This is a genomic window from Geodermatophilus sp. SYSU D00742 (assembly GCF_054049935.1).
Genome location: NZ_JBJGYJ010000005.1, coordinates 150,041 through 167,074, shown reverse-complemented (window position 1 = coordinate 167,074; position 17,034 = coordinate 150,041). Strand labels below are relative to the sequence as shown.

Sequence of the window (17,034 nt, the reverse complement as noted above, 5' to 3'; positions counted from 1 at the left end):
GGAGGAACACGACATGACCTCGCTGACCACACCGCGGACGGCCGGCACCACGGCCGACCGGGCCGAGCGGATCGACCGCATCCGCCAGGCCGCCCACCGGATCCGCCGCAACGCCCTCGACATGGGGGAGGTGCAGGGGCAGGGCTACATCGGGCAGGCGCTCGGCGTCGCCGACGTCCTCGCCGCCGTCTACACCGACCAGTTGCGGTACCGGCCCGAGGACCCGCACTGGGCCGACCGCGACCGCTTCCTGCTCTCCATCGGTCACTACGCCATCGCGCTCTACGCGGCGCTGGCCGAGGCCGGCACCATCCCGCTCCAGGAGCTGGAGACCTACGGCTCCGACGACTCCCGGCTGCCGATGTCGGGGATGGCCTCCTACACCCCCGGCATGGAGATCTCCGGGGGATCGCTGGGCCACGGCCTGACGGTGGCCACCGGGATGGCCCTGGGGCTGCGCCACCTCGGCAACCCCGCCCGGGTGTTCAACCTGCTCTCCGACGGCGAGCTGGACGAGGGCTCGACGTGGGAAGCCGCCATGGCCTGCGCCCACCACGGCCTGGACAACGTGACCGCGATCGTCGACGTCAACGCCCTGCAGGCCGACGGACCCACGGTCGGTGTCCTGCGGACCGAGCCGGTCACCGAGAAGTGGCAGGCGTTCGGCTGGCACGCCCTGCGCGTGGACGGCAACGACGTCGCCGCGCTCATCGACGCCCTCGACGAGATCCGGGAGCACCGCGGCTCGCCCTCGGTGCTGATCTGCGACACCCGCATCGGCTGCGGGGTGCCGCTGCTCGAGAGCCGGGAGAAGGCCCACTTCATGCGGGTCGAGGAGCACGAGTGGCAGATCGCCCGCGACCAGCTGCAGGAAGGACTGGCCCGATGACCAGCACGACGCCCCGCAAGAAGCTGACCACCTCGGCGATGATCGCCTCGTTCGCCGACCCCGGGCAGCGCACCACCAGCGCCCCGTTCGGGCACGCGCTGAACCGGCTGGCCGAGGAGCGGCCCGAGATCGTCGGGCTGTCGGCCGACCTGGCCAAGTACACCGACATGCACGTGTTCCGCGACGCCCACCCGGACCGCTTCTTCCAGATGGGCATGGCCGAGCAGGCGATGCTCGGCGCGGCGGCCGGGCTGGCGGAGGTCGGGCTGGTGCCGTTCGCGTCCACCTACTCGGTGTTCGCCACCCGGCGGGCCTACGACTTCCTCTGCCTGGACATCGCCGAGCCCGGCCTCAACGTCAACGTCGTCGGCGCCCTGCCCGGCCTGACGACCGGCTACGGCCCCAGCCACCAGGCCACCGAGGACCTCGCCATCCTCCGCGGCTGCCCGAACCTGACCATCGTCGACCCCTGCGACTCGGTCGACATCGAGCAGGCCGTGCCGGCCCTGGCGGACGCACCCGGCCCGACGTACCTCCGCCTGCTGCGGGGCGCGGTGCCCACGGTGCTCGACGAGTACGACTACCGCTTCGAGCTGGGCAGGGCCGCCGAGCTGCGCACCGGCCGGGACGTCGTCCTCATCTCCACCGGCCTGATGACGATGCGGGCGCTGCAGGCCGCGGCCCGGCTCGAGGCCGACCACGTCGACGTCGCCGTGCTGCACGTGCCGACCATCAAGCCGCTGGACCGGGAGGCGATCCTGCGGGCGGCGGCGACCGACCGGCTCGTGGTCACCCTGGAGAACCACACCGTCGTCGGCGGGCTGGCCGAGTCGGTCGCCTCGACGCTGGCGTTCGCCGGCGTGGGGACGCGCGTGGTGCCGATCGCCCTGCCCGACGAGTTCCTCGCCGCCGGTGCGCTGCCCACCCTGCACGACCGCTACGGCTTGTCCACCGACGCTGTCATCGCCCGGGTCAAGGCCGAGCTCGGTGGCACCGCGCACGGCCCGTGGTCGGCCGACCCGGCTCCGGCCACGGCCTGAGGGAGCCGGCGATGACCGTGACGACCCCCGGCACGACCGTGTCGGCCGGGACCCTCGACCCCCGGCTCGGGTGCTCCACGATCTCCTTCCGCAGGCTCCCCCTGCCGGCGGCGCTGGCGCAGGTCGCCGCACAGGGCTTCGGGGAGACCGACCTCGGTGCCCTCCCCGGCGTCTGTGACCACGTGCCGATCCCGCTCCCCGCGGGCCTGGTCGACGAGCTGGCCGAGCAGGTGCTCGCCGGCGGGGTGGCGGTCCGGGTGGTCAATGCCGACGTCGGCGACATGGACGCCCCCGACCTCGACGGGCCGGTGCTGCGCCAGCGGCTGCGCCCGCTGGCCGAGCTGGCCCGGGCGGTCGGCACCTCCACGATCGTGCTGCCGTGCGGCCGGGTGGGGACGACGCCGCGCAGCGAGCTGGCCGACGACGTCGCCGCGGTCGCCCGGGCCCTCACCACCGCCGCCGAGTTCCTCGGGGACGCGGGCCTCGACCTCCTCGTGGAGGCCCCGCACTCCCGGCGGCTGTGCGCCGATCTCGACCGGGCGGAGCAGCTGTACGAGGCGCTCGGCGACGCACCCGTCGGCGCGGTGCTCGATCTCAGCCACGTCGTGGCCGGCGGCGGGGACGAGGTCGACGCCGTGCGCCGGTTCGGTGACCGTGTCCGCCACGTGCACCTGCGCGACGCCGTGCGGGGCGACATCAACCGCAGCATCGGCCGCGGCGAGGTCGACTTCCCGGCGGCGATCGACGCGCTCACCACCGCCGGCTACCGGGGCCACTACAGCCTCGAGCTCGAGACCCACGACATCGACGACGCCGACCGACCGGCCGAGGCCGGCCGCGCCGGCCGCTACATCACCTCTCTGCTGCAGGCCTGAGGCCTGCACCCAACCACCCGAAGACCCCCTGGAGGACCCCCATGACCGTCACCGACAAGACCGCCGTCGTCACCGGCGCCGGCTCCAAGCGCGGCATCGGCCGCGCCACCGCCCACGCCCTCGCCGCTGCCGGCTGGAACATCGCCGTCCTCGACCTGGACGAGGCCAGCGCCAAGGACGCCGCCGCCGAGGTGGAGGAGCGCTCGGGCGTGCGCGCCGTGGGCATCGGCTGCGACGTCACCGACGAGGCGTCGGTCGACGCCGCGCTGGCCGTCCTCGACGGGGCGCTGCCCCCGGTCGGCGCCCTGGTCAACAACGCCGGGATCACCTCGCCGGTCCCGTTCCTCGAGGTGACCGGCGAGGAGTGGGACCGCGTCTTCGCCGTCAACGTCCGCGGCGCCTACAACGTCACCCGGCGCCTGGCGCCCGGCATGGCCGAGCGCGGCTTCGGCCGCATCGTGTTCCTGTCGTCGGTCTCGGCCGAGCGCGGCGGAGGCGTCTTCGGCGGCGTCGCGTACTCCGCGGCCAAGGCCGCGGAGCTCGGCTTCACCCGGGCGCTGGCCCGCGAGCTCGGCCCCCGCGGCGTGACGGTCAACGCGGTGGCCCCGGGGCTCATCGACACCGACATCACCGGCGGGGCGCTGGAGGGCGAGCGCAAGGCGCAGTTGCTCGCCGGCATCCCGGTGGGACGCAACGGCCGGGTCTCCGACGTCGCCGACCTCATCACCTTCCTGTGCCGTGAGGAGACCGGTTACGTCACCGGCGCGACCTACGACGTCAACGGCGGGTCACACATCCACTGAGGCGGGAGGGACCGGTCGACGGTGCATCCGCGTTCCGTTCTGAGGAAGGGTGCGGGTGACACCGTCGGCCGGTCGTGGTCGAGTACGCCCACGCGGTCGGCGCACCGCCCACCCGGAACCGATGACAGGCAGGTAGGGACGAGATGTTCAGCAAGGTCCTGGTCGCCAACCGCGGGGAGATCGCGGTGCGGGCGTTCCGCGCCGCCTACGAGCTGGGCGCGGGGACGGTGGCGGTGTTCCCGTGGGAGGACCGCAACTCCGTGCACCGGCTGAAGGCCGACGAGAGCTACCAGATCGGGGAGGAGGGCCACCCGGTCCGCGCCTACCTCTCGGTGGAGGAGATCGTCGGCGCCGCACGGCGGGCCGGCGCCGACGCGGTCTACCCCGGCTACGGCTTCCTGTCGGAGAACCCGGAGCTGTCCGCGGCGTGCGCGGCGGCGGGGATCACCTTCGTCGGCCCGTCGGCCGAGGTGCTGGAGCTGACCGGCAACAAGGCGCGGGCGATCGCCGCGGCCCGGGAGGCCGGGCTGCCGGTGCTGGCCTCGACCGATCCCAGTGACGACGTCGACGCGGTGCTGGCCGCCGCGCGGGAGATGCCGTTCCCGGTGTTCGTCAAGGCCGTCGCCGGCGGCGGCGGGCGCGGCATGCGGCGGGTGGAGGACCCGGCGGAGCTGGCCGGGGCGGTGTCCGCGGCGATGCGGGAGGCCGAGGCCGCGTTCGGCGACGCGACGGTCTTCGTGGAGCAGGCGGTGGTCGAACCGCGGCACATCGAGGTGCAGGTCCTCGCCGACGGCACCGGCAACGTGGTGCACCTGTTCGAGCGGGACTGCTCGGTGCAGCGCCGCCACCAGAAGGTGGTGGAGCTGGCCCCGGCGCCCAACCTGGACCCGGCGCTGCGGGAGCGGATCTGCGCCGACGCGGTCGCCTTCGCCCGGGCCATCGGCTACGTCAACGCCGGCACCGTGGAGTTCCTGCTGGACCGCGAGGGCCGGCACGTGTTCATCGAGATGAACCCGCGCATCCAGGTGGAGCACACCGTCACCGAGGAGGTGACCGACGTCGACCTGGTGCAGGCCCAGCTGCGGATCGCCTCGGGGGAGACCCTCGCCGACCTCGGCCTGTCCCAGGACACGATCGTGCTGCGGGGCGCGGCGCTGCAGTGCCGGATCACCACCGAGGACCCGGCCAACGGCTTCCGCCCCGACACCGGGCGGATCACCGCCTACCGCTCGCCGGGCGGCGCCGGCATCCGCCTGGACGGCGGGGCGTCGCTGGGCGCGGAGGTCGAGGCGCACTTCGACTCGCTGCTGGTGAAGCTGACCTGCCGCGGCCGCGACTTCGACATCGCGGTGGCCCGGGCCCGCCGCGCCGTGGCGGAGTTCCGCATCCGCGGGGTGGCGACCAACATCCCGTTCCTGCAGGCGGTGCTCGACGACCCGGACTTCCGCGCCGGACGGGTGACGACGTCGTTCATCGAGCAGCGACCGCACCTGCTCACCGCGCGCTCCTCGGCCGACCGCGGCACCCGGCTGCTGACCTACCTGGCCGACGTGACGGTCAACCAGCCGCACGGCGAGCGGCCGCACCTGGTCGACCCGTTGGAGAAGCTGCCGCGGGTGGACCTGCGCGCGGCACCCCCGGAGGGCTCGCGGCAGCGGCTGCTCGCCGCCGGTCCCGAGGGCTTCGCCCGGCAGTTGCGGGAGCAGACGGCGCTGGCGGTCACCGACACCACCTTCCGCGACGCCCACCAGTCGCTGCTCGCCACGCGCGTGCGCACCAAGGACCTGCTCGGCGTGGCGGGGCACGTCGCCCGCACCACCCCCCAGCTGTTCAGCCTGGAGTGCTGGGGCGGGGCCACCTACGACGTGGCGCTGCGGTTCCTGCACGAGGACCCGTGGGACCGGCTGGCCGCGCTGCGCCAGGCCGTCCCGAACGTGTGCCTGCAGATGCTGCTGCGCGGCCGCAACACCGTCGGCTACACCCCCTACCCCGAGCAGGTCACGACGACGTTCGTCGAGGAGGCCGCGCGCACCGGGATCGACGTCTTCCGGATCTTCGACGCGCTCAACGACGTCGGCCAGATGCGCCCGGCCATCGACGCGGTCCGGACCACCGGGACGGCGGTCGCGGAGGTGGCGCTGTGCTACACCGGCGACCTCTCCGACCCCGGCGAGACGCTGTACACCCTCGACTACTACCTGCGGCTGGCCGAGCAGATCGTCGACGCCGGCGCGCACGTCCTGGCGATCAAGGACATGGCCGGCCTGCTCCGCCCGCCCGCGGCCGCCACGCTGGTCACCGCGCTGCGGGAGCGGTTCGACCTACCGGTGCACCTGCACACCCACGACACCGCCGGCGGCCAGCTGGCCACCCTGCTGGCCGCGTGGCAGGCCGGCGTGGACGCCGTCGACGGGGCGGTCGCGTCCATGGCCGGCACCACCAGCCAGCCCCCGTTGTCGGCGATCGTCGCCGCCACCGACGCGACCGAGCGGGCCACCGGCCTGGACCTCGCCGCGGTCAACGACCTGGAGCCCTACTGGGAGGCGGTGCGCCGCATCTACGCCCCGTTCGAGTCCGGGTTGCCCTCCCCGACCGGCCGGGTCTACACCCACGAGATCCCCGGCGGGCAGCTGTCCAACCTGCGTCAGCAGGCCATCGCCCTGGGGCTGGGCCAGCGCTTCGAGGAGGTCGAGGACGCCTACGCCGCCGCCGACCGGCTGCTGGGCCGGCTGGTCAAGGTCACGCCGTCGTCGAAGGTCGTCGGCGACCTGGCGCTGCAGCTGGTCGGCTCCGGCGTGAAGGTCGAGGACTTCGCCGCCGACCCCGGCACGTACGACCTGCCGGACTCGGTCATCGGCTTCCTCCGCGGCGAGCTCGGCGACCCGCCCGGCGGCTGGCCCGAGCCGTTCCGCACCCGGGCGCTGGAGGGTCGCCGCGAGGCGCAGCCCCCCGCCGAGCTGACCGACGCCGACCGCGACGGCCTCGCGCAGGAGCCGCGCGCCACGCTCAACCGGCTGCTGTTCCCCGGTCCGACCAAGGAGTACCTGGCCCACGCCGACGCCTACGGCGACGTCTCCGTGCTGCCGACCAAGGAGTTCCTCTACGGCCTGCGGCCCGGTGACGAGCACGCCGTCGACATCGAGCCCGGCGTGACGCTGCTGATGGGCGTCGAGGCGGTCTCCGACCCCGACGAGCGGGGCATGCGCACGGTCATGTGCACCCTCAACGGCCAGCTGCGCCCGGTGTCGGTCCGCGACCGCTCCGTCGAGGCCGCGGTCAAGGCCGCCGAGAAGGCCGACCGCAGCGATCCCAGGCAGGTGGCCGCCCCGTTCGCCGGCGTGGTCACCCTGTCGGTCAAGGAGGGCGATCCCGTCGAGGCCGGCCAGCCGGTGGCGACCATCGAGGCGATGAAGATGGAGGCCGCGATCACCGCGCCGGCCGCCGGCACGGTGCAGCGCCTGGCCATCGGCGCCGTCCAGCAGGTGGAGGGCGGTGACCTGCTCGTCGTCCTGGGCTGACGGTGGTCAGTAGTGGATGACGCCGCGGGAGCCGCCGCCCACCGTGACCGCGTCCCCGGTGATCGCCGCGCTGCGGGGTGAGGCGAGGAAGGTGACGACGTCGGCGACCTCCCGGGCGGTGACCAGCCGGCCGATGCTGGTGCCGGCGGCCATCGCCCGGGCCACCTCCTCCGGCGTGCTGCCCTGCTCGGCCGCGCGGTCGGCCAGCACCCGGGCGGTCCGCTCGGTCACCGTCGTGCCCGGGTGGACGACGGTGACCGTGATGCCGGCCGGCCCCAGCTCGTCGGCGAGGTTCGCGGTCATCGCGGCGACGGCGACGTTGCGGACCGACCCGACCAGCGAGCCGGTGCGGCGGGCGTTGAGCCCGCTGATGTTGACGATCCGGCCCCAGCCGGCGGCGGCCATGTGCGGTGCCACGGCCCGGGCGAAGCGCAGGTAGCCCAGCACCTTCGTCTCCACCTCCTCGCGCAGCGCGTCGTCGGTCAGTTCCGCCAGCGGCGGCACCGACCCCGACGAGGCCGGCCGGGCGGCGGCGTTGACCAGCACGTCGACCCCGCCGAGCTCGGTCACGACCCGCTCGACCACGCCCCGCACCGCGGCGTCGTCGGTGGTGTCGGCGGGGCAGGTCAGCACGGCCGTGCCGTGCCTCCGGACGCGCTCGGCGGCGGCCTCGAGCGCCTCGCGCCCGCGCGCGACCAGCGCCACGTGCGCTCCCTCGGCCGCGAGTCCCTCGGCGATCTCCCGGCCGATGCCGCGGCTGGCGCCGGTGACGATCGCGCGCTTGCCGGTGAGCTGCAGGTCCATGCCCTCTGCCTACCGGCCCCGGCCGCGGACGGCGAGGTGGCGGCCCCGGCCCCGGCGGGACGGTGCGACCGGTCACAGGCGCAGAGTCGGTGGCATGGACCCGCTCCCCGCCGACGAGGGACACCGCGCCGGCGAGGCGGGGTTCCGCCGGGCCTCGCTGGCCGTCTTCCTGGCCGGGGTGGCGGTGTTCGCGATGCTCTACCTGCCCCAGGTGCTGCTGCTCGAGCTCACCCGCGTCTTCGGGGTGTCCCCGGCCTCCTCGACGCTGGCGGTCTCGGTGGCCACCGCGGGCCTCGCGGCCGGGCTGCTCGTGCTCGGTCCCGTCTCCGACCGGCGCGGGCGGACGGCGCTCCTGCACGCCGGCCTCGCCGCGTCGGCGCTGCTGGCCGCACTGGTCGCCGTGGCGCCGTCCTGGCCGGTGCTCCTGGTCCTGCGGGCGCTGCAGGGGTTCGCGCTCGCCAGTCTGCCCGCCGTGGCCGCGGCCTACCTGCGCGAGGAGCTGCACGCCTCGGTCGGCGCCCGTGCCATCGGCCTGTTCGTGAGCGGCAACGCCATCGGCGGGCTGACCGGCCGCCTGCTCGGCGGCGTGCTCGTCGACCTCGGCGGCTGGCGCACCGCGACCGGCGGCATCGCGCTGCTGGGGATGGGTTGCGCGGTGGCGGTCCGGGTGCTGCTGCCGCCGTCCCGGGGGTTCGTGCGGGTACCGCGGGAGGTGCCGGTGCTGCGCCAGCTGGTCGCCGGCGTGACCGACCCCGTGCTGCTCGGGCTCTACGGTTGCGCGGCGCTGCTGATGGGCGCCTTCGTGGCGGTCTACAACGCCGCGACGTTCCGGCTGGAGTCCCCGCCGTACGGGCTGGCACCCGGGGTGGCGGGGCTGGTGTTCCTGGCCTACCTGCTCGGGTCGGTCAGCTCGGCGGTCGGCGGGGAGCTGGCCGGGCGGTTCGGGCGGCGCCCGGTGGTGCCGGTGGCGGTGGCGGTGATGGCGGGCGGGGTGGTGCTGACCCTCGCCGCGCCGCTGGGTCTGTTCGTCGCCGGGCTGTGCGTGCTCACCGTCGGCTTCTTCGCCGCCCACGGCGTGGCCAGCGGGTGGGTGGCGGTGCGGGCCGCCTCGGGCGGGCGCGCGGTCGGGCAGGCCGCCTCGCTGTACTCGTTCTGGTACTACGTGGGCTCGTCCGTGGGCGGCACCCTCGCCGGGCTCGCCTGGGACCGCGCCGGCTGGCCGGCCGTCGTCCTGTTGACCGGGGGTCTCACCCTGGCCGCGCTCGTCCTCTCGCTGGTGCTCGGGCGCAGCACCAGCCTGCTGCCCGACGGCCGCCGGCCCGGCTGAGGGCCGGGCCGGCGGCCGTGCATCTCCGTGGACCCGCCCCGTGCCCGTCGCGGGTGTGCACGGAGGTGGACTCAGTCCTCGACGATCCAGACGGCGCTGTTCGGCGGCAGCGCCACGGTCCCACCGGCGGAGTGCACCCGCGTGCTCGAGCTGAGCAGCACCGTGCCGGAGCACCTGACCAGCGCGGTCTGGGTGCCCATGTTGACCATGCAGCGGACGGTCTCCTCCTCGCCCGCGCAGCGCACGGTCAGGACGTCGTCGTGCGTGGTGACCGCCGCGGTGCCGGAGTTGAAGGCGGGGTGCGCCTTCCGCAGCGCCAGTGCCCGGCGGTAGAGCTGCAGTGTCGAGCCGCTGCGCCCGGCCTGCCGGGACACCGCGTACCGGCCCCAGTCGGCCGGGATCGGCAGCCACGGCTCCGCGGCGCCGTCGGGGGAGAAGCCCACCCCGGCAGAGGCGTTCCACGGCATCGGGATGCGGCAGCCGTCGCGGCCGGCGCGGGCCCCGCCGCTGCGCAGGAAGATCGGGTCGCGCTTGGCCTCGTCGGGGACGACGGCCTGCGGCAGGCCCAGTTCCTCGCCGGCGTAGAGGTAGGCCGAGCCCGGCAGGGCCAGCACGAGCATCGCGGCGGCCCGGGCGCGGGCGCGGCCCAGTGCGCCGCCACCGAAGCGGGTGACCTGGCGCTCCTTGTCGTGGTTGCCCAGCACCCAGGACACCGGGGCCCCGACGGCGCCGAACGCGTGCAGGGCGCTGGAGATGGCGTCGGCGAAGGACTCCGTCTCCCACGTGGACTTCAGCAGCCGGAACGACAGCGACTGGTGCATCTCGTCGGGCCGCGAGTAGAGCGCGACCTGGTCGAGGTCGGCCAGGCAGACCTCGCCGACCAGCATCGTGTCGGGGTACTCGTCGCAGATCGACCGCCAGCGGCGCCAGACGTCGTGCACCTCGGGCTGGTTCCAGGTCATCGCCTGCTCCGGGCCGTGCCCGAACAGGGTGGGGGCGTAGAAGCCGGGGTTGTCCCGCAGCGCGGCGTCCTTGTAGAGGCCGTAGGCGACGTCCACGCGGAAGCCGCTGACCCCGCGGTCGAGCCAGAACCGCAGCGTCCGCTCGAAGTCGGCGGCGACCTCGGGGTCGCGCCAGTTCAGGTCCGGCTGCTCGGGGGCGAACAGGTGCAGGTACCAGCGCCCGTCGGGAGTGCGGGACCAGGCCGGCCCACCGAAGAGGGACTGCCAGTTGTTCGGCGGCTCCTCCGACGGCGGGGCGAAGTGGTAGCGGCTCGCCTCGGGGCAGTCCGGGTCGGCCAGGGCGGCCTGGAACCAGCGGTGCTGGTCGGATGTGTGGTTGGGGACGACGTCCAGCACGACCCGCAGGCCCACCCGGCGGGCGTCGTCCACCAGGGCCTCGAGGTCGGCGACGTCGCCGTAGTCGGGGTCGACGGCGCGGTAGTCCACGACGTCGTAGCCGCCGTCGGCACCGCCCGAGGGGTAGTGCGGGTTGATCCACAGCGCGTCCACGCCGAGCCAGGCCAGGTAGGGCAGGCGGGACCGGAGGCCGGCCAGGTCGCCGATGCCGTCGCCGTTGCTGTCGGCGAACGAGCGCAGGTAGACCTGGTAGACCACGGCGCTGCGCCACCAGGGTGACGGAGCGGACGCTGGGGCGACCCGGGGGTCGGTCGAGAGCCCCGCGAGGGAGAGCCGACGTGCCATGGAGCCTCTATCGGCAGTCCGGTGTCACGGTGGGTGTGTCGTGCGTCACGAAGTGGACGGCTGTGACTGGCGGATGTTGCCAGCGCGGGCGTGTTCTGACTGGACACCACAGCGTTCTGGTGTGCAGAAAACCGTCCGGGGAGTTCCACGGCGTGGGTCACGATCCTCCCTCAGCACACCACCACCGAGGAGGTCGCACGTGCCGGAGGACGCAGCCCGGGCGGACGCGGTGCCGGGGCCGGGAGACCAGCGCCGCGCGCTGGCCGAGGCCAACCACATCCTCGTGGACCAGGGCATCCTCGACGCCTTCGGCCACGTGAGCGTCCGGTGCGCCGAGGACCCGGACACCTTCCTCCTGTCCCGGAACCTCGCGCCGGGCCTGGTCGGGGAGGACGACGTCCAGCGGTTCACCCTCGACGGGCGGACCGACGACCCCCGCCCCGGCTACCTCGAGCGGTACATCCACGCCGAGGTCTACCGCGCCCGCCCCGACGTGCAGGCCGTGGTGCACAGCCACTCGCCGGCGGTGATCCCGTTCGGCGTCACCAGCACCCCGCTGCGTCCGGTCCTGCACATGGCCGGGTTCCTGGCTCCGGAGGTGCCGGTCTTCGACACCCGGGACACCCTCGGCCCCGCGTCGGACCTGCTGATCCGCTCGGCCGACTCCGGCGCCGCGCTGGCCGCGGTCCTCGGCCCGGCCTCGGTCGTCCTGATGCGCGGCCACGGGTCCACGGCGGTCGGGCGGTCGCTGGAGGAGGCGGTGTACCGGGCCGTCTACACCGAGGTCAACGCGCACGCCCAGGCCGAGGCCCTACGCCTCGGCGGCTGTGTCTACCTCACCGACGAGGAGGCCGCCGCCACCGTGGCCACGAACACCGGGCAGCTGCCCCGCGCCTGGGGGTTCTGGCGCGACCGGGCCCACCGCCCGGCGTGACCGCACACTGCTCCGCCCTCCCCACCCCCTCCCGAAGGAGAGCCATGTCGACCCGACCCTGGACGCGCGCCGCCGCCGCCGGCGCCGTGACCCTGCTCGCGCTGAGCGCGTGCGGTGGTTCCGACGACGCCGGAGGTGACGCCGGTGACGGGGGGCTGACCGCCGTCACCATCGGCACCCAGCCGATCGTCGACTCGGCCCCGCTCTACCTCGGCGTCGACCAGGGCTTCTTCGAGGAGGAGGGGCTCGACCTCACCATCGAGTCCGCGGTCGGCGGCGCGGCCGTCGTCCCCAGCGTGGTCTCCGGCGAGTTCCAGTTCGGCCGCGGAAACGTCCTGTCCACGATGATCGCCGTGTCGCAGGGGCTGCCCCTGCAGTGCATCACCAACGCCAACTCCACCGCCGGGAACCCCGACTTCGGGGCCGTGGTGGTCCCGGGGGACTCGCCGATCCAGTCGATGGCCGACCTGGGCGGCCGCACGGTGTCGGTCAACACGCTGAACAACATCGGCGACACCACCATCCGATCGGTCGTGGAGGACGCCGGCGGGGACCCCCAGGCGGTGCGGTTCGTCGAGATCCCCTTCCCCGACGCCCCCGCCGCGCTGCAGTCGGGGCAGGTCGACGCCGCGTGGATCCTCGACCCGTTCCTCACCGAGGCCGTCGATGCCGGGGGGCGGGTGCTGTCGTACAACTTCTCCGACTTCCACCCCGAGCTCGACATCTCCTGCGTCTTCACCTCCGAGCAGCTGATCCAGGAGCAGCCGGAGGTGGTCGAGGCCTTCCAGCGGGCCATGAACCGGTCGCTGGAGTTCTCGCAGGACAACCCCGACGAGGTCCGGCGGATCACCGGCACCTACACCGAGATCGACCCGGCGGTGCTGGAGCGCATCGTGATCCCGACCTTCCGGCCCGAGTTCAACCGCGAGGCGATGGAGCTGCTCGGGGCGAAGGCCGCCGAGTACGGGACCCTGCCCGAGGAGCCCGACCTCGACCAGCTGCTGCCCTGACGCCCGCCGGCCCGGGGAGGACGTCCGCCTCCCCGGGCCGAGGGGCCCCGCGGCGAGCGGGGTCACCGACCCCGCCTGCCGGGCGCCCGCCGCGGCATAGCATCGGCGCTCGTGCGCCCGTTCCTGCTGCTGGCCTCGCGGGCCGAGGACGTGGCCGCGGACGACGAGTACGCGGCCTTCCTCCGGCTGACCGGCCTGGAGGAGGGGCAGCTGCACCGCATCCGCATGGAGGCCGCGCCGCTGCCGGCGCTGGACCTCGACGACTACGCCGGGGTCCTCCTCGGCGGTGGGCCGTTCAACTCCAGCGACCCGTACGAGGCGAAGACGCCGGTCCAGCACCGCGTCGAGGCCGAGCTGCGGGCGCTGCTGGACCAGGTGGTCGCCCGCGACCTGCCCTTCTTCGGCGCCTGCTACGGCATCGGGACCCTGGGGGTGCACCAGGGCGGGGTGGTCGACCGCACCTACGGCGAGCCGGTGTCCTGCGTGCCGATCGTGCTCACCCCCGCCGGCCGGGAGGACCCCGTGCTGGCCGGGTTGCCGGAGGTCTTCGACGCGCTGGTCGGTCACAAGGAGGCCTGCCGGGTGCTGCCGCCGTCGGCGGTGCTGCTGGCCACCTCCGCCGCCTGCCCGGTGCAGATGTTCCGGGTCGGGCGCAACGTCTACGCCACCCAGTTCCACCCCGAGCTCGACGTCGCCGGGGTGGTCACGCGGGCGCGGGTCTACCAGCACGCCGGCTACTTCCCACCCGCCGAGCTCGAGGAGCTCATCGCCCGGCTGCGCACCGCGGTGGTGTCCGAGCCCGGGCGCATGCTGGCCAACTTCGTCGCCCGCTACGCCTGAGCGTCCCGGGCGGGCGCTTCTGCCGGGGGTCCGCGGGGAGGCAGACTGCCAGCGCACGCCCGGCCGGGTCGCCGGCCCGGGCCCGGAACACGTCGGAGGAGGCCCGATGACCCCAGCGCCGCCTCCGGTGAGCGCCGCCGGGGCGACCGGCACGCAGTCGTCCCCGGGCGGGGGGAGCGGCCTGCTCGCCCGGGTCGCGCCGCTGCGCCGCCGGCTGCGCACCGAGGCCGGCAGCGCGGGCCTGCTCCTGCTGGCGACCGTGGTGGCGCTGCTGTGGGCCAACTCCCCGATGGGCGAGAGCTACGACGCGTTCTGGCACACGGAGTTCGCCGTCCGGATCGGTGGCACCGAGCTCGCCCTGGACCTGCAGCACTGGGTCAACGACGGGCTGATGGTGTTCTTCTTCTTCGTCGTCGGCCTCGAGATCAAGCGCGAGCTGGTCATGGGGGAACTCACCGACCGGCGCCGGGCCGCGGTGCCGGCGCTGGCCGCCGTGACCGGTCTCGCCGTGCCGGCGCTGGTCTACGTGCTGTTCAACCTCGGGGGCCCCGCGGTGTCGGCGTGGGGAGTGGTGATCTCCACCGACACGGCCTTCCTGCTCGGCGTGCTGGCGCTGGTCGGCCCGGCCTGCCCCGCGCAGCTGCGGCTGTTCCTGCTGACCCTCGCCATCGCCGACGACGTCGGCGCGCTGAGCGTGATCGCGCTCTTCTACACCGACGACCTGGCGCTCGGCCCGCTGGCCGTGGCCGTGCTCGGGCTGGCCCTGATGCTGGGCCTGCGGTACCTCAGGGTCTGGCGGGGGCCGGCGTACCTGGTGCTGGGCGTGGCGGTGTGGATCGCGATGTACGCCTCGGGCGTGCACCCGACCCTCGCCGGGGTCGTCATCGCGCTGTTCACCCCCGCCTACCCGGCCCGGGTGGCGGAGGTGGAGGACGCCGCCCGGCTGACGCGGGCCTACCGGCAGTCGCCCAACCCGGAGTTCGCCCGCGCCGCCCGGCTGAGCATCGACCGCTCGGTGTCGGCCAGTGAGCGGCTGCAGCAGCTGTGGCAGCCGTGGACCAGCTTCGTCATCGTCCCGGTGTTCGCCCTCGCCAACGCCGGGGTGGCGCTGACGGGGGAGACGCTGCGGGCGGCGCTGACCTCACCGGTGACCCTCGGCGTGATCGGGGGGCTCGTCCTCGGCAAGCTCCTGGGCATCCTGCTCGGCACGGTCGTGGCGGTGCGTTGCGGGCTGGGGGAGCTGGCGCCCGGACTGACCGGCTGGCAGCTGGCGGGGGGCGCGGCGCTGTCGGGCATCGGCTTCACCATCTCGCTGTTCATCGTCGACCTGGCGCTGGAGGACGAGCGGCTCGCCGACCAGGCGCGGGTCGGCGTCCTCACCGCGTCGCTGCTGGCCGCGCTGCTGGGCTGGGGGCTGTTCCGGCTGGCCGACCGCCGCCGTCCCGCGGGTGCCACGGGGCGGCCGGTGCTGCTCGACCCGCCGGTCGACCCCGCGCGCGACCACGTCTGCGGCCGGGTCGACGCACCGCTCACCCTCGTCGAGTACGGGGACTTCGAGTGCCCCTTCTGCGGCCGGGCCACCGGCGCGGTGGAGGAGCTGCGCGAGCGGTTCGGCGACCGGCTGCGCTACGTCTTCCGGCACGTCCCGCTGGTCGACGTCCACCCGCACGCGCGGCTGGCCGCCGAGGCGGCGGAGGCCGCCGCCGCGCAGGGCCGGTTCTGGGAGATGCACGACGAGCTGTTCGCCGCGCAGGACCGGCTGACCCCCGGCGACCTGCTCGACCACGCCGCGGCCATCGGCCTGGACGTGCAGCGCTTCGCCCGCGACCTGGGTGCCGGCCGCCATGCCCGCCGGGTCGAGGAGGACGTCGAGTCGGCGGAGGCCAGCGGCGTCGAGGGCACGCCCACCTTCTTCGTCAACGGACGCCGCCACGCCGGCCCCTACGACGCCGACACCCTCGCCGCCGCGCTGCTCGCCACGGCCGGGCCGGACGCCGGGTCGGCCGGCCCGCGCCCCGATGCCGACCACGCCGGTCTCGTGCTGCCGGCGCTCGGGCCGCGCCGCGGCGAGGCGCGGCCCCCCGTCGACGCCGCTCCCGGACCCGTGCCGGCCGACCTGCCGGAGACCCCGGACCGGGACGGCGCGGACCCGCGGCTGTCCGACGAGCACCTGGCCCTGCTCGAGCGGTTCGGCGTCCGCCGCCGGTACGACGCCGGTGACGCCGTCTTCCGCGAGGGCGACCGGGGGTACGACTTCGCCGTCGTGCTCTCCGGCGCGGTGGCGATGGTGGAGGACCTCGGCCGGCCGGGGCAGCGGGTGCTGGCCGTCCACGGCCCGCGGCGGTTCCTCGGCGAGCTGGACCTGTTCAGCGACCACCCGGTGTCCCTCACCGCGCTGGTGCTGCAGCCCGGGGAGGTGCTGTGCGTCCCCGACGACCGGATGCGCGAGGTCTTCGCCGCCGACCACGGGCTCAAGGAGACGGTGCTGCGGTCGTTCCTGCTGCGCCGGTCCATGCTGCTCGAGCTCGCCGCGGACCTGCGCATCGTCGGGCGGGCGGCCTCCCCGGACAGCCGCCGGCTGCAGGACTTCGCCCGCGCCCACCGGCTGGCGGCGGTCTTCGTCGACCTCGACCGCAGCGACGACGGGGCGCAGATGCTGGTCGAGCTGGGGGTGTCGGAGGCGGACCTGCCGGTGGTGGTGTGGCGGCGCGGGGAGGTGCTGCGCAACCCGACCGACGCCGAGGTGGCGGCCGTGGTGGGCGCCGGCGGCTGAGCCGGGCCGGCCGCCCGGCCTGCCCGGTGGGGAGCTCGTGGCGGCGCTGTCCCGCCGCCGCCGACCCCCACCCGCCTGGTCGACGCGCTGGCGGCGACGCTCGGCGCGGACCGGGTGGACGCGCCGGCCCGTGCGCCGGCCGGGTTCGAGCGGGCCTGGGTCAGTCGGTGGTGGGCGGCAGCAGCCGGGGCATGAAGACCTCGTCGATCGGCCGCGGCCCGACGTACTGCCGGCAGGTGCAGGGCACCCACTGGTGCCCGGACCAGCGTCCCCGCTTGTCGTAGGTGTCGCGCCGCAGCTCGGCGTAGCAGGTGTTGGTCTCGGTGTCGTGCTGGCTGAGGGTGTGGCCGCAGCCGCACAGGGGCGCCGGCAGGGCCGGGGGTGCCGCGGGCCTGCGCCGGCTGAGCCGGCCGCCGAGGAAGCCCATCGCGAGCAGGGCCGCCCCGACGATCAGGCTGACAGGTTCCACCGTTGCGCTCCTCCCGCGTCGTGCTCCCCGACGGTAACGCGGGAGGAGC

13 protein-coding genes are annotated in these 17,034 nt (G+C 74.8%); 10 read left to right on the top strand and 3 right to left on the bottom strand.

The features are described 5' to 3' along the window. The first annotated feature begins 13 nt into the window (after window positions 1-13). The 5 genes from ACI78V_RS05595 to ACI78V_RS05575 all read left to right on the top strand — a co-directional run bounded on the left by ACI78V_RS05595 (window position 14) and on the right by ACI78V_RS05575 (window position 7,125). Window positions 14-889 (top strand): transketolase, encoded by an 876-nt coding sequence (locus tag ACI78V_RS05595; protein WP_456849725.1) that lies wholly within the window; start codon window positions 14-16, stop codon window positions 887-889. Then, entirely contained in the window at window positions 886-1,929 is a 1,044-nt protein-coding gene (locus tag ACI78V_RS05590) for a transketolase family protein (protein WP_456849723.1), read from the top strand. Before ACI78V_RS05595 ends, ACI78V_RS05590 begins: the two co-directional genes overlap by 4 nt. 11 nt (window positions 1,930-1,940) lie before the next feature. Further along, window positions 1,941-2,804, top strand: coding sequence for a sugar phosphate isomerase/epimerase family protein (locus ACI78V_RS05585; protein ID WP_456849721.1), 864 nt, complete (start codon window positions 1,941-1,943; stop codon window positions 2,802-2,804). Between the two features lie 41 nt (window positions 2,805-2,845). Next, a complete protein-coding gene (locus ACI78V_RS05580; RefSeq protein ID WP_456849719.1) occupies window positions 2,846-3,607 on the top strand; it encodes an SDR family NAD(P)-dependent oxidoreductase in 762 nt (253 codons plus the stop codon). Window positions 3,608-3,750: 143 nt separating this feature from the next. Then, a complete protein-coding gene (locus tag ACI78V_RS05575) occupies window positions 3,751-7,125 on the top strand; it encodes a pyruvate carboxylase (protein WP_456849718.1) in 3,375 nt (1,124 codons plus the stop codon). Window positions 7,126-7,131: 6 nt separating this feature from the next. Here ACI78V_RS05575 and ACI78V_RS05570 read toward each other — a convergent pair whose 3' ends face one another. Next, window positions 7,132-7,929 (bottom strand): SDR family NAD(P)-dependent oxidoreductase, encoded by a 798-nt coding sequence (locus ACI78V_RS05570; protein WP_456849716.1) that lies wholly within the window; start codon window positions 7,927-7,929, stop codon window positions 7,132-7,134. Window positions 7,930-8,023: 94 nt separating this feature from the next. Here ACI78V_RS05570 and ACI78V_RS05565 point away from each other — a divergent pair, with 94 nt between their 5' ends. Further along, entirely contained in the window at window positions 8,024-9,256 is a 1,233-nt protein-coding gene (locus ACI78V_RS05565; protein WP_456849714.1) for an MFS transporter, read from the top strand. 71 nt (window positions 9,257-9,327) lie between these two features. Here the strand turns inward: ACI78V_RS05565 and ACI78V_RS05560 are convergent, their stop codons facing one another. Beyond that, window positions 9,328-10,872, bottom strand: a complete 1,545-nt coding sequence (locus ACI78V_RS05560; protein WP_456849712.1) for a glycoside hydrolase family 13 protein — start codon at window positions 10,870-10,872, stop codon at window positions 9,328-9,330. A 286-nt stretch (window positions 10,873-11,158) separates the two neighbouring features. Between ACI78V_RS05560 and ACI78V_RS05555 the strand changes: the two genes are divergently transcribed. From ACI78V_RS05555 to nhaA, 4 genes are all read left to right on the top strand, one after another. Then, window positions 11,159-11,893 (top strand): class II aldolase/adducin family protein, encoded by a 735-nt coding sequence (locus ACI78V_RS05555; protein ID WP_456849710.1) that lies wholly within the window; start codon window positions 11,159-11,161, stop codon window positions 11,891-11,893. Window positions 11,894-11,937: 44 nt separating this feature from the next. Further along, window positions 11,938-12,903, top strand: a complete 966-nt coding sequence (locus ACI78V_RS05550; protein ID WP_456849708.1) for an ABC transporter substrate-binding protein — start codon at window positions 11,938-11,940, stop codon at window positions 12,901-12,903. 111 nt (window positions 12,904-13,014) lie between these two features. Further along, a complete protein-coding gene (locus ACI78V_RS05545) occupies window positions 13,015-13,743 on the top strand; it encodes a glutamine amidotransferase (RefSeq protein ID WP_456849706.1) in 729 nt (242 codons plus the stop codon). 106 nt (window positions 13,744-13,849) lie between these two features. Then, entirely contained in the window at window positions 13,850-16,516 is a 2,667-nt protein-coding gene (nhaA, locus tag ACI78V_RS05540; protein ID WP_456849705.1) for a Na+/H+ antiporter NhaA, read from the top strand. Between the two features lie 160 nt (window positions 16,517-16,676). On the opposite strand, the gene ACI78V_RS05535 is transcribed toward nhaA, so the two are convergent. Further along, the gene (locus tag ACI78V_RS05535) at window positions 16,677-16,985 is read right to left on the bottom strand and encodes a hypothetical protein (RefSeq protein ID WP_456849703.1); all 309 of its coding nucleotides are present in this window, start codon (window positions 16,983-16,985) and stop codon (window positions 16,677-16,679) included. Window positions 16,986-17,034: the final 49 nt, after the last annotated feature.

What these genes read in the sequence shown, in the direction of transcription:
- ACI78V_RS05595 (WP_456849725.1), top strand. Translation starts at nt 14, where the DNA reads ATGACCTCGCTGACCACACCGCGGACGGCCGGCACCACGGCCGACCGG.
- ACI78V_RS05590 (WP_456849723.1), top strand. Translation starts at nt 886, where the DNA reads ATGACCAGCACGACGCCCCGCAAGAAGCTGACCACCTCGGCGATGATC.
- ACI78V_RS05585 (WP_456849721.1), top strand. Translation starts at nt 1,941, where the DNA reads ATGACCGTGACGACCCCCGGCACGACCGTGTCGGCCGGGACCCTCGAC.
- ACI78V_RS05580 (WP_456849719.1), top strand. Translation starts at nt 2,846, where the DNA reads ATGACCGTCACCGACAAGACCGCCGTCGTCACCGGCGCCGGCTCCAAG.
- ACI78V_RS05575 (WP_456849718.1), top strand. Translation starts at nt 3,751, where the DNA reads ATGTTCAGCAAGGTCCTGGTCGCCAACCGCGGGGAGATCGCGGTGCGG.
- ACI78V_RS05570 (WP_456849716.1), bottom strand. Translation starts at nt 7,929, where the DNA reads ATGGACCTGCAGCTCACCGGCAAGCGCGCGATCGTCACCGGCGCCAGC.
- ACI78V_RS05565 (WP_456849714.1), top strand. Translation starts at nt 8,024, where the DNA reads ATGGACCCGCTCCCCGCCGACGAGGGACACCGCGCCGGCGAGGCGGGG.
- ACI78V_RS05550 (WP_456849708.1), top strand. Translation starts at nt 11,938, where the DNA reads ATGTCGACCCGACCCTGGACGCGCGCCGCCGCCGCCGGCGCCGTGACC.
- nhaA (WP_456849705.1), top strand. Translation starts at nt 13,850, where the DNA reads ATGACCCCAGCGCCGCCTCCGGTGAGCGCCGCCGGGGCGACCGGCACG.